We start from the raw sequence: 12,474 nt of genomic DNA, 5'->3' as shown, positions 1-12,474 counted from the left end.
CCGATGCTGCACGATGACAGATCTGTCCAATCGACGTAGCTTCGTGCTGGGCCTCGTCGTGACGGCGGATGCCGAACCTGTTTTCGACGCGCGGGAGCTCGTGCGATGAGTGCTGTTGCCGATCTTATTCTCTTCAACGGCAAGATCACGACCCTGGATCGTCAGAAGCCCCAGGCGTCGGCGATCGCAATCGAGGGCGGCCAATTCATCGCCGTGGGGACCGACCGAGAGATCATGGCTTTGTCCGGTCCAGACACGAAGGCCCTTGATCTCAAGGGGCGGCGGGTTATTCCCGGACTGATCGACAGCCACATGCATATCATTCGCGGTGGCTTGAACTACAATATGGAACTGCGTTGGGATGGCGTTAGGTCGCTTGCCGATGCGTTGAGCATGCTGAAGCGGCAGGTCGAGCACACGCCGCCACCACAATGGATCCGGGTCATTGGTGGTTTTACGGCGCATCAATTCGCCGAGAAGCGGCTACCAACGCTTGAGGAAATCAACGCAATCGCACCGGATACGCCGGTCTTTATTTTGCATCTTTATGATCGTGCCTTGTTGAACCGGGCGGCCGTGCGCGCCGTCGGCTATACGCGGGACACGTCGGACTTTCCCGGCGGTGAGATTGTTCGCGATAGCGGTGGGGAGCCGACAGGCCTGTTGATCGCCAAGCCGAATGCGACCATTCTTTATGCGACGCTGGCGAAGGGCCCGAAGCTTCCGCCCGAATATCAGAAGAATTCGTCGCGCCATTTCATGCGCGAGGTGAACCGGCTGGGTATCACGGGCGTGATTGATGCTGGCGGTGGGTTCCAGAATTATCCCGAGGATTATCAGATCGTCGAGGAATTACATCGCGAAGGTCATCTCACAGTTCGCATCGCCTACAATCTCTTTACTCAGAAGCCTAAACAGGAGCTTCAGGATTTCTCGACCTGGGCCAAGCAGGTCAAGCCGGGACAGGGCGACGATAGTTACCGCAACAATGGTGCCGGCGAGATGTTGGTCTATAGCGCGGCCGACTACGAGGATTTTCAGGTCGAGCGCCCCGAGCTGCCACCAGAGATGGAAAATGAACTTGAGCCGGTGATCCGGCTTCTGGCTCAAAATCGTTGGCCTTGGCGCCTGCACGCTACCTACAATGAGACGATCTCGCGGGCGCTCGATGTCTACGAGAAGGTCAACCACGATGTGCCGCTCCAGGGTCTCAATTGGTTCTTCGACCATGCTGAAACGATCGATGATCGCAATATCGAACGGATTGCAGCGCTTGGCGGCGGCATCGCCGTGCAGCACCGCATGGCTTATCAAGGCGAGTATTTCGTCGAACGTTATGGACGGCGTGTGGCCGAACGTTCGCCTCCGATCCGGCGGATGATGGAGTTGGGTGTTCCAGTTGGCGCCGGCACCGATGCGACCCGTGTTGCGTCCTACAACCCCTGGATTTCGTTGTTCTGGCTGGTCAGCGGCCGCACGGTCGGCGGGATGACGCTCTATCCGGCAGCGAACAGACTCGATCGCGAAACGGCGCTGCGCCTGTGGACTGAGGCGAATACCTGGTTTTCCAGCGAGCAGGGCAAAAAGGGGCAGATCAAGGTCGGGCAGTTGGCTGATCTGGCTGTTCTGTCTGATGATTATTTCAATGTTCCCGAGGATGCCATTCAGGACATTGCGTCGGTCCTGACCTTGCTGGGCGGCAAGCCGGTACATGGCGATGGCGATTTCAAGGATATCGCGCCACCGTTACCGCCGGCCATGCCGGACTGGTCGCCGGTGCGCACTTTTGGTGGCTATCAGGGGCGTGCCGGTCAAGCCGAGCGTAAATATGCGTTCACCGCCGCGTGCGGCTGCGCCAAGTCCTGCGGCGTCCACGGACACGCTCATGCAGGCGCATGGGGCGCCATGGCGACCGGTGCGGTGTCCGATCAAAGTTCATTCTGGGGAGCGCTGGGATGCTCATGCTGGGCGTTTTAGCGGCGCACACGCGTCGGGGAGGACCAAGCCATGGCAGCTTGTCTGGAACAAAGTCCGCCGCCGGCTTGGATCCGACGCATTCTGCAATCGGAAGCACTACGCTGGATCGCGCTGCTGGGCCTGTGTGCAGCCTATCTCCAAGGCGGGTTCAACAAATTGGCCGATTTTCCCGGCGCGATAGCCGAGATGCAGCATTTTGGTATGACCCCGGCGACCCCTTTGGCGATCGCGACGATCGTCACCGAACTGGTCGCCTCCGTACTGATTTTGATTGGCTTTTATCGCTGGCTGGGTGCGCTCTGGCTAGCCGGCTTCACTCTGATGGCGACTTTCGTCGCCAACCGTTTCTGGGAAATCACCACGCCGGATCGCTTTATGATGGCGAATTCGTTCTTCGAGCATCTGGGTCTCGTCGGCGGCTTCCTCCTGGTGGCTTGGCAAGACTTACGCGAACGCGGATAACGGAAGGGCCGCGCCGTCCTTTGGGTGGGCGCTTCAGGAACCTTGCCATGTCAGAGGCCGAGCCCGTTGCGCAGCCGAAACTGCTTTCCTCGCCGCCGCAGGACGGCTCGTCGTTAAGCCCGTTCGGCTATCAAGTTTTCACGATTTTATGGACCGCCACGGTTGTTTCCAATATCGGCACGTGGATGCAAAGCGCCACGGCCGGCTGGCTGATGGCGAATCTCGATCCAGATCCCTTGGTCGTGGCGCTGGTTCAGGTTGCGGCTTCGTTACCGATGTTCATTTTTGCTCTGCCGGCAGGGGCGCTAGCCGACATTATCGACCGTCGGCGCCTGTTGATCTCCGTTCAAATCTTGATCGCGCTTCTGGTCAGCTTGTTCGGTTTACTGGTCTGGCTGGACCGGGTGACGCCGCAGCTTCTGCTTGTCTTTACCTTTCTGACTGGAGCCGCCGCGGCGCTCATTGCTCCGGCATGGCAGTCGATTGTTCCGCAACTCGTGCCCCGCCAGGAACTACAACCAGCGGTGGCCTTGAACAGCGTCGGCATCAATGTCAGCCGCGCCATTGGCCCGGCACTGGCTGGGCTCATTATTGCGGAATGGGGCATGGCGGCGCCATTCTGGATCAATGCGGTCACAACATTGGGGGTGATCGGCGCGTTGATCTGGTGGCATCCTTCAGCCGACACGGGTCCGCGTCTGCCGCCGGAGCATTTCGGCGGTGCGATCCGCGCCGGTCTGCGCCACGTGCGCTACAATCCACACCTACGTGCAACAGCCATCCGCGCGGCCAGCTTCTTTGTCTTTGCCAGCGCCTATTGGGCTTTGCTGCCGCTGGTCGCGCGCCATCAGATCAGGGGCGGGCCCGAACTCTATGGTGTTCTGCTCGGCGCGATCGGCGTTGGTGCCGTGGGCGGAGCCTTTCTGCTGCCACGTCTAAAACGTTGGCTTGGGGCCGATCGATTGGTGATGGCTGGTACGGTAGGAACAGCACTCGCCATGGCGCTGTTCGGCCTTGCGCGCCATCCGGCCACGGCGCTTGTCGCCAGTTTGGTGGCCGGCATTTCCTGGATCGCCGTTTTAGCGACGTTGAATGTGTCGGCTCAGCTTGCGTTGCCGGCCTGGGTGCGGGGACGTGGTCTGGCGGTCTTTGTCACCGTAATGTTTGGCGCATTGACACTTGGCAGCGCCATCTGGGGACATGTGGCGGTGGTCATTGGTCTGCCTGCGACCCATATGGTCGCGGCGTTTGCCGCCTTGGTGAGCGTGCCGTTGCTAAGACCATGGAAGCTCCAGACGGGAGCCGGCAGCGACCTGACGCCTTCCATGCATTGGCCGGCGCCCGTAATCGCGCGCGATATTGAAGCTGACCGGGGGCCGGTCCTGGTGAGCGTTGAATACCAGGTCGACGTCGAGAAGCGGGAGCTCTTCCTGGAAGCCATCACCAAATTTGCCCACGCGCGTCGTCGCGACGGTGCCTTTCAATGGGGTATATTCGAAGATGCCGCGCAGGAGGGACGTTTTGTTGAAGCCTTCCTCGTCGATTCCTGGATGGAGCATCTTCGCCAGCATGAGCGCAGCACTAATGCGGATAGAGAGCTGCAAGATGCGGTTCAACAGTTCCAACTCGCTGGTACGCCCACCGTTAGACATCTGATCGCCGCCGAACCGGCGCAGAAGGAGAGGGGGTCATGAAGATCGCTCTCGGATTGCTGCTTGGAATTCTCATTGGTGTCGGCTGCCGTCTTATTGGCGTTCCATTGCCCGCGCCTCAGGCGATGGTTGGCGCAGCGGTGGTTTTGGCCATGACCGTCGGCTACGTGTTGGTTGATCAGTTCGCGGCGCATCGGGAAGCGCGCCATCGCCATTTGTGCGGCGGTCCCGACGGCGATGTGCGCACAAGCAGATCGACGGGAACGGGCGCATGATTGCGGCAATCGTCGGTGTCGGCTTGGGCGTGTGTATCGGTGGCGCTTGCCGCTGGTTCGATCTGCCGGTTCCCGCGCCGCCAAAGATTGTCGGCGCGCTGCTGGTCATTGCCATGACCGTGGGGTTTGTTGCAACCGATGCCTTGATCGGAAAGATTTGACAGGATAGCTGACGTCCGCGACCAATCAATCTGTCGTGATCCGGCGACAGATCGGACGATCGGGTCAAGGTTCGGATATCAGGGCGCCCAAAGTAGGCGGTCTCCCCTTTATCAATTTCGCCACCGCACGGACGAGGCCACGGTATCGATGGCCGCCTTCCTGTGGTCGAAAGGCGATATCAATGGGCGGGACGACGGATTGCAGGGATGAAGCGAGGCCGCTCACCCTCTCTGACGATATTAAAATTAGACTGCGTCACGTCGGCAAAAGCTTTTCTGTTAACGGACAGCGCATTCAAGCGCTGCAGCATGTCAATCTCGATGTCCAGGCGGGCGAGTTTTGCTGCATTGTTGGACCATCCGGGTGCGGCAAGACAACCTTGCTTCGTATTCTTGCCGGCCTCGAACGACACAGTGAAGGCGAAGTGCAGATTCGGCAGGAAGATGTCGCCCGTCCGCTCACTGCGATGGTGTTCCAAGAGCAGTCCGTCTTTCCATGGATGACAGTACGCGACAATGTTGGCTACGGTCTGCGTCGACGCGGCGTTCCCACTGCGGAAGTGCGTGATGCGGTCGACTACTACGTCGAGAAAGTAGGCCTTCACGCCTTTGCCGCAGCCTATCCGCATCAGCTCTCCGGGGGCATGAAGCAGCGGGTATCCATCGCCCGGGCCTTCGCGAACGATCCAGAGATCCTGCTGATGGACGAGCCTTTCGCGGCGCTCGACGAGCAGAACAAGTCGATCCTCCAGGAAGAATTGCTGCGTATCTGGGAAGAAAGCCGAAAGACCGTTCTGTTCATCACCCATTCGATCGACGAGGCCTTGGTGCTTGGGGATCGCGCGCTGGTGATGACCGCTCGTCCAGGCACGATCAAGCACGATGTCGTTAACACGATCCCTAGGCCGCGCGGCGTCTATGCGATGAAAAGCCACTCGGACTACGGCGCACTCAGCGCGTTGATCTGGGATCATTTGCGTGGCGAGGTACAGCGCGCGGCGGCCAAATCGATGGAGCGGCCATGAGCATATCCAACCAGGTCGTACGAGAGCCGTGGATCACTTTGCCCGTGGCGCCGGATGCTACCTCTTTCAAGAGCGGTCGCGAGCGGTACATCGAGCGCGTGACCTCCATTGTCACGCCCCTGGCACTATTGGCGTTGTGGGAAATGTGCGGTCGGATGGGATGGCTCGATCAACGGTTTTTTCCCGCACCATCATCTGTGCTCGGCACGTTCAGGCATCTGCTTATGGACGTGCCCTATGATGAGTCACTCCTGGCGCAGATTAGCGCCAGTTTGACGCGAGCGGCCATTGGTTTTGTTATCGGGGCCATTCCAGGGGTGGTTGTCGGATGTTTGATGGGGCTGAACCGTCTCGTCAATGCGGCCGTGCAGCCACTCATCGGCGCACTGCTACCGATTCCAAAAGTGGCCATTCTGCCGCTGCTGATGTTGATGTTCGGCCTCGGGGAAGAATCGAAATGGGCCATCATCGCCGTCGGTGTGTTCTTCCAAGTGGTGGTGGCAACGGCGACCGGCGTCGCCAATATCGATCGCATCTATCTCGATGTTGGGACGAATTTCGGTGCGAGCCGTCTGGCGACGTTTTTTACCATCGCGCTCCCTGGCGCGCTCCCGAATATCTTCTCTGGGCTGCGTCTCGGCTGGGGTATTGCTCTGCTGCTGCTCGTCACCGCCGAAATGTTTTCGAGCAAGTCCGGTCTTGGCTATCTGATCTGGCAGTCCTGGCAGACACTTTCGGTCGAGGACATGTATGTCGGCCTGATCACCATAGCGGTGCTGGGCATCGTGTCCTTTGCCTTGATCGATGTGGCGGAGCGCAAGCTCATTCCTTGGAAACGGAAATAGGAGCGCGCGATGGGGCATGTCGTTAGTCGACGTTTCATTTTGGCTGCTGGCGGAGCGCTTGTTGCTGCATCAGCCCAGGCGCAGACGGCGCGGCCGAAAGTCAAGATCGGCCTTCTGCGTTCGCTTTATGACGTCGGCATCGGGCTGGCCGATAGTCGAAGCTACTTTGCGGCTGAAGGTATTGATGTCGAATTGTACCCGTTCAGCGATACGGCGGAGGGTAGTCAAGCCTTGGCGGTGGGCGCGATTGATGCCGTGACACAGGGCATTTCCGGCGGCTTGCTCAATCTGATGGCGCGCGGCGTCGAAGCCAAGATTGTTGCCTCCGCCGGCGAGCACGCGCCGGGCCATGGCGTAATTGGCCTCGTCATTCGCCGCGAACTCGTCGACTCGGGTCGCTTCAAAGGGCCGGCCGACTTGAAAGGACTGAAGCTGGCGCTCGGGCAGAATGCACCGCCCCATTGGCTTGTGAAAAAATACGGCGATGCGGCTGGCATCGGTCGCCGCGACGTGGAGTTGGTCTCGACTGGCATCGGCAACGTGCTGCCGGCGATGATCAACAAGGCCATCGATGGTGCCTGTCTGCTGGAGCCTTATGCCTCTGAGCTCATTCGACGGACCGATGCGGTCCGCGTCGTCAGCATGGATCAGGTGCAGCCGAACTTCCCCGCTGGTTACCTTATGTTCGGGCCGTCACTTGTTACCCGTAACCACGATGCCGGGGAACGCTTGCTGCGCGGCTATCTGCGCGGCGTGAAGGACTACCGGGATGCTTTCGATCGGAGCGGAGACAAGGAGGCGGTGGTCCGCGACTTGCGTAGCCGTCAGGTTAATGTGGCCACCGACATGGTCTCGGTCGGTTTTCCCGAAGACATGGCGCCATCGACAGCTCATGTCGATGCGTTCATTGCCTGGCAGATGGAAGTAGGGGTCCTGAAGACCAAGCCCGATATCAGCAGCTTCATCGCCAACGACCAGCGCGCGGCGGCGTTGCAAGCCGTTGGCGGACGGATCTAAAAGGAGGAAAGGGTATGTATCGCTATCTACGATTGAATCCCGCAGTCATGCCGGGGCGGGGAATTGCCGACGGGATCGAAGCGGAAGGACTTGATGGCTTTAACCCAGTGACGGTGTCGCGGCGCTCCGCTCTCGTCGCGGGAGGGCTCGGCCTTTTTGCCAGTTCTCTGCCGTCGAACGGCGCCTCGGCACAGCCAGCATCAGCGATGGCGCTGCCCGATTATCCCATAGGAAAGACGCATGAGTTGCCGAGCACCAAGGAGACGGTGAGCAGTGGCGTTCTCGATCCGACGCGCGGTCCGGCGATCACAGTCGAATCGGGCGACGTGGTCTATTATCCAAACACCTGGACCCATTGGGGCAACGAAGCCAAATACGGGATGACGTTTGAGGAGCGCGAGCCGATCCGTAAGAAATACGCGTCCGGTCCCTATTCGAATGTGGGTCCGGTGGCTGTGCGCGGCGCCGTACCTGGCGATATGATCGAATTACGCTTCTTGAAAATGCGGCCGATCGACTGGGGGTGGACTTCATTCCCGCTCGGGGTCGGCGCATTGCCGAACTACTTCGATCGGCCTTACTTGCGCTACATGCGTTTCGACGCCGACCGCGAGACGACGGAGTTCGTGTCCGGCGTGAGGTTGAAACTGGCTCCGTCGCAAGGCATCGTGGCTGTACAGCCAGCAGGTGACAAGCCGGTCAGTGGCATTTTGACGGGTTCTTGGGGTGGCAATCTCGATCTGGCCGAACTGGTGGTCGGTACTTCCCTTTTTCTGCCGGTGCAAAGGCCAGGTGGCTTAGTGTGGACGGCCGACACCAATGCCCTGCAATCGGATGGTGTGGTCTGCCAGACGGGCATCGAGTCCGCCATGGAGGACATGCGCATTCAGTACATCCTGCATAAGAATGTGCCGCATCCGGAGCCGGTGGTCGAAACGCCGACCCATTGGATTGCCTTCGGGTTGGGCGATAATCTTGACGTGGCGCTGGCTGACTGCGTCGTCAAAACGCTGAAGCTTGGTCATCGTTTGAGTGGCCTCGACGAGCGCGATCTTTATGCGCTTTACAGTCTCACCGCGAGCTTCCGTGTGACGCAGTATTCGAACCAGACCGGCAGCGTCTACTCCTCCGTGCCGCCGAAGATGATTCATGCGATGTTGCCGAAATCGATCTTCAGCACCGACATGCGGGATCGTATGTCGCGTGCGCTGCGTCCAGCGTAAGAAAGAAAGGGCCGAAGCAGATCGCTTCGGCCCTTTCTGATGTCCCGTTTGACTTGGCGGCGCATCGCCGCCAGCGTTCATCAATGCAAGGTGGCGATATAGGCGGCGACATCCTTCATGTCGTCGTCCTTCATGAAGCCGACGATGATGGTCATCAGCTTGCCGCGCCCGCCACGCGTGCTGATCCAGGTTTTGAGCTGGCCTTCAAGATATTCGGGATTTTGACCGGCGAGGCGGGGGAAATCGGGGCGAATGCCTTCGCCCCGTTCGCGATGGCAGCTGATACAGGCAGGAAGATTGTCCTGCGGATTGCCTTCCCGATAGATTTTCATACCTCGCTGTATGGCTTCTGCGCTGGTGGGCTGGGTCTCCGCCGGCGTCTGGCGGGCATAGTAATCGGCGAGGCCGCGGAGGGTCGCGCTGTCGAGGCCCTCGACAACCGGCCCCATGATGTCGCTGGCGCGATGGCTGGGGCCACCACCTCCGCCCGGCTTGAAAGCGGTCAGCTGCTTGAAGAGATATTCCGGAAACTGGCCGGCAATTCTCGGGATGTTGGGAAGTGGAGCATCCTTGCCGAGGCCTGCACCTGTCGGGCCATGGCAGGCCGCGCAGGTGTCGCGAACCAAGTCTTCGACCGTGGAGACTTGCACGTGTACTTGCGCTTGTGCTTGGCCACAGAGAAGGGCTAGTCCGGCTATCCCTACCAGGAGGCTGCGGTAGACGAATGATCTGTCGAGCATAGGCTCATCCTTGCGCGGATCTTGTCAAAGGTGATCGGAGAACCAATCGGCGATGCGGCTCGCCGCCGGTTCTTGGCGGTCGAGCTGAACATGGGAGGCGCCGCCTTCTTCGCGCGTGTAGATGCGCAATTGCTTATTGCGCGAGCCGATGGCCTTGAAGAGCGCCTGGCAGTTCTCCAGGCTTGTCTGGCGATCGTCCTCGCCATGCACCAGCAGGATGTCGCAGGAAATCTGGCTGGCGCAGTCCCGCAGGTGGAACGGTTCAAGCTTGCGCAGTGCATCGTCATAGTCGGTGGCGCCGAAGATATTGAGCAAGTGCTTGCCGGTGGTGCCGAGCGCGCGCTCGTAGTTCATTGAGGTCGACCCCGCGCTTTGGTTGAGGCGGCGAACCCAGACGTCGTGGTAGTCGTAGATCGCGCCCCAGGCGACGCATGCCTTGATGCGCTTTTCGAAGGCGACGGCGCGCGGCGCCGAATAGCCGCCCATGCTGGCCCCGATCAGGCCGATGCGGGCCGGGTCCACGTCGCTGCGTTTGGCGAGCCATTCATAGGCGGCGGTGCCTGATTCCTCGGAATTGTATCTGGCGGTCAGGCCTTTGAGGCGCAGCGAGGCGCCCTGGCCCGGAATGTCGATGGCGAGGCAAGAAATGCCGCGGGCGGCGAGGTGCCCGGCCATCGGATACATTTCCTCCTTCGTTCCGTCGAGACCATCCCAGAGGATGACCGCTGGGCCGGGCTTTTGCACGCCGGCGGCGGGGACGTAATAGGCGGTCAGGGCGGTGTTTTCGAACGGGACTTCGACGAGTTCGATCGCCGGCGCATGCAATTGCGTCCATTGCTGAAAGCAGTCGAGATGGCGGCTGTAGGTGGGTGCGGCGCGGCGGTCGTCCGGGTCCAGGAACGATTCGGCCCATTGCCAGTAATGGGTTGCGCGAAAGAATTGGGCGGCGGCGGTAGCTTTATGACCACTGGCGAGGGCGTCGCGGCCGGTCTGTTCTGTTTGAGTGGCGAGCTTGACCCAGGCCTTATGCCAAGCTTCGCTGTCGCCTTGCGGTGCTTGCTTGGCGGCGTCTTGGAGATCCTGGAGGGCCCAGTGGATTTCGCCGAAGTGGCCACCCGAGGCGAGGCAACGATTGACACCTAGGGACCACATATAATTACCGGGAAAATAAAAGAACATGCTCGCCATCCAAAGTCAGAGTACAGGGGCCGCCGGGCGGCCGTTCGCTTTCCGCAGTGAGGCTTTGCTGATAGATTTGCGGACGTATTTCGGGGAGGGCCACGCGTCCCGGCGCTGATCCAATCGTCCGATTTACGTGTCGACAGCCGGAGAGGGCGATTTTGGTTGAAGTGGTAAGTCATCCGGATGAAGCTCGCTTTCCAAGCGGTATCGTTCAGGGCGTTTTCGGGCGGGTCACTGTTAATGCCTTGGCGCGTCAGCTGGCGCCGCACGCGCATGCGCAGCTCAATATGATCGTCAAACTGAGTGGGATTGACGGCACTTTCGCCATAGACGACCGTATTCTCAAGCTGACCGATACAACGGCGCTTGTGTTCAATCCTTGGCAACCGCATCGTAAATTGGCCAATTCGGAAGGGCCGGCTCTACACCTGACCCTGCTGATTGAAACCAGCTGGCTTCGCAGCCGCGAAAGTGGTCTGCCGATGGTTCTTGATACGCTCTTTCCCTCATCTGCAATCGAGGTGACGCCGGCGATGCGTCTGGCCATCGATCAGTTGGCTGAATGCATCATCGGCGACATGCATCTGCAAGAGCAGCAGATCGAGAGAGTGATCGGCGATCTCCTACATGAGACAATCTTGGCGCATGGCAGTACCGGCCGAAAATTATCCTCGCGCTCTACTGACGCGCGGATTCGAAAGGCGATGCGTTTTCTGCAGGAGCAGGCGGCACGCAATCCCAATCTTGATAAAGTCGCGGAAAGCGTCGGCATGTCGCGGTCGCGCTTCTTTGAGCAGTTCAAGGGATGCACAGGGGTCTCACCGCAGCAATATCTCGACACGGTGCGCGTTGCCGCTGCGACGTCGGCGCTTTTACGCACCGAACGCAGTATCGCTGATCTCGCGGCGGATCTGGGTTTTAGCGAACAAACCCATTTCAGCCGTTTTTTCGTTCAGCATGTGGGGATCCCGCCCGGGGAATTCCGCCGGCGGGCGCTGGTATTGAGTGGTGCCGGCTCGGGCGAGAGCGGAGAAGCGCGCTGACGTTGACCCATTAATCGGACAATCGGGTCAGGCTTGGGAAACAACGGCGGCTTCCGTTCGCGGGCGCGGTGCTAGACGTGCCTCGTCAACGGGAGAGATGAACCAAGATGATCGGACATAATGTGGTCGGGCGTGGTCCCCGGCACGTGCTTGTTTTGCACGGGTGGCTTGGCGATAGCGAGGTGTTCGCCCCAGCATTGTCGTCGCTCGACTTGGATGCCTTCACCTACACCTTCATGGACTATCGCGGTTACGGCCGCTCGTTGGAGCAGAATGGCGCTTATACGCTGGACGAGATCAGCCGGGACGCACAGGCGTTGGTTGATCATCTGGGCTGGGGCCGGTTCGCCATTCTCGGCCATTCCATGGGCGGTGCCGCGGCGTTGCGTCTGGCGGTGGATGCGCCGGGACGGGTCACTGCGCTGATCGCGGCGACGCCAGTGCCTGCCTCTGGCGTGCCGATGCCGTCCGAGGGCCAGCAATTGTTCGGAAATGCCGTCCGGGCAGATGAAGCGCGCCAGGGTATTCTGAACTGGACGACGGGTGGCCGGTATACGCCGGCCTGGGCACGCGGGAGCGCCGCGCGGCTCGCGCGTTTCGCGCGGCCAGAAGCCATGGGCGGCTATCTGGACGCCTGGACCAAAGCCAATTTCGCTGGCGAGGCGCGCGGTCTGTCGATTCCGATCTTGGTGATCGTGGGGGAACATGACGGTGGCGTCACCGCCGAAGCGATGCATGCCACCTATCTCGCCGACTACCCAAATGCGATCCTGCACGTCCTGCCGGCCTGTGGCCACTACCCGATGCAAGAGGTGCCGATCCTTTTCGCCTCCGAGGTCGAGCGCTTTCTTGACGCCCATATGCCGGTTTGA

General features: G+C 60.1%; 13 protein-coding genes. 11 read left to right on the top strand and 2 right to left on the bottom strand.

Annotation, left to right across the window (positions count from 1 at the left end):
* Positions 1-105: 105 nt before the first annotated feature.
* The 9 genes from BLW50_RS30040 (at position 106) to BLW50_RS30000 (ending at position 8,637) form a co-directional block, all read left to right on the top strand.
* Positions 106-1,977, top strand: a complete 1,872-nt coding sequence (locus BLW50_RS30040; RefSeq protein ID WP_090710779.1) for an amidohydrolase — start codon at positions 106-108, stop codon at positions 1,975-1,977.
* Between the two features lie 30 nt (positions 1,978-2,007).
* Positions 2,008-2,439, top strand: a complete 432-nt coding sequence (locus BLW50_RS30035; RefSeq protein ID WP_090710777.1) for a DoxX family protein — start codon at positions 2,008-2,010, stop codon at positions 2,437-2,439.
* 47 nt (positions 2,440-2,486) lie between these two features.
* The gene (locus BLW50_RS30030; protein ID WP_090710774.1) at positions 2,487-4,133 is read left to right on the top strand and encodes an MFS transporter; all 1,647 of its coding nucleotides are present in this window, start codon (positions 2,487-2,489) and stop codon (positions 4,131-4,133) included.
* On the top strand, positions 4,130-4,366 hold the full coding sequence (locus tag BLW50_RS30025) for a DUF1427 family protein (protein WP_090710773.1): 237 nt from the start codon (positions 4,130-4,132) through the stop codon (positions 4,364-4,366). The genes BLW50_RS30030 and BLW50_RS30025 overlap by 4 nt, the downstream gene beginning before the upstream one ends.
* Complete coding sequence (locus BLW50_RS30020) at positions 4,363-4,527, top strand: DUF1427 family protein (protein WP_090710771.1); 165 nt, start codon at positions 4,363-4,365, stop codon at positions 4,525-4,527. The genes BLW50_RS30025 and BLW50_RS30020 overlap by 4 nt, the downstream gene beginning before the upstream one ends.
* 182 nt (positions 4,528-4,709) lie before the next feature.
* A complete protein-coding gene (locus BLW50_RS30015; RefSeq protein WP_090710769.1) occupies positions 4,710-5,552 on the top strand; it encodes an ABC transporter ATP-binding protein in 843 nt (280 codons plus the stop codon).
* Positions 5,549-6,397, top strand: a complete 849-nt coding sequence (locus BLW50_RS30010; RefSeq protein ID WP_090710767.1) for an ABC transporter permease — start codon at positions 5,549-5,551, stop codon at positions 6,395-6,397. The genes BLW50_RS30015 and BLW50_RS30010 overlap by 4 nt, the downstream gene beginning before the upstream one ends.
* 9 nt (positions 6,398-6,406) lie before the next feature.
* Positions 6,407-7,414 (top strand): ABC transporter substrate-binding protein, encoded by a 1,008-nt coding sequence (locus BLW50_RS30005; protein ID WP_090710765.1) that lies wholly within the window; start codon positions 6,407-6,409, stop codon positions 7,412-7,414.
* A gap of 14 nt (positions 7,415-7,428) precedes the next feature.
* Positions 7,429-8,637, top strand: a complete 1,209-nt coding sequence (locus tag BLW50_RS30000; protein ID WP_090710763.1) for an acetamidase/formamidase family protein — start codon at positions 7,429-7,431, stop codon at positions 8,635-8,637.
* Between the two features lie 80 nt (positions 8,638-8,717).
* On the opposite strand, the gene BLW50_RS29995 is transcribed toward BLW50_RS30000, so the two are convergent.
* Together BLW50_RS29995 and BLW50_RS29990 are read right to left on the bottom strand one after the other, a co-directional pair.
* On the bottom strand, positions 8,718-9,377 hold the full coding sequence (locus tag BLW50_RS29995; RefSeq protein ID WP_090710761.1) for a c-type cytochrome: 660 nt from the start codon (positions 9,375-9,377) through the stop codon (positions 8,718-8,720).
* Positions 9,378-9,401: 24 nt separating this feature from the next.
* Positions 9,402-10,556 (bottom strand): alpha/beta hydrolase family protein, encoded by a 1,155-nt coding sequence (locus BLW50_RS29990; protein ID WP_090710933.1) that lies wholly within the window; start codon positions 10,554-10,556, stop codon positions 9,402-9,404.
* A 170-nt stretch (positions 10,557-10,726) separates the two neighbouring features.
* On the opposite strand from BLW50_RS29990, the gene BLW50_RS29985 reads away from it, so the two are divergent.
* Both BLW50_RS29985 and BLW50_RS29980 read left to right on the top strand, forming a co-directional pair.
* Positions 10,727-11,602: a helix-turn-helix domain-containing protein gene (locus BLW50_RS29985; protein ID WP_244544538.1), complete on the top strand. Its 876-nt coding sequence runs from the start codon at positions 10,727-10,729 to the stop codon at positions 11,600-11,602.
* A gap of 107 nt (positions 11,603-11,709) precedes the next feature.
* The gene (locus tag BLW50_RS29980) at positions 11,710-12,474 is read left to right on the top strand and encodes an alpha/beta fold hydrolase (RefSeq protein WP_090710757.1); all 765 of its coding nucleotides are present in this window, start codon (positions 11,710-11,712) and stop codon (positions 12,472-12,474) included.

This window comes from Beijerinckia sp. 28-YEA-48 (assembly GCF_900104955.1).
GTDB lineage: Bacteria > Pseudomonadota > Alphaproteobacteria > Rhizobiales > Beijerinckiaceae > Terripilifer.
The sequence above is the reverse complement of the archived record's forward strand: the minus strand, read 5'-3'. Positions and strand labels throughout refer to the sequence as shown.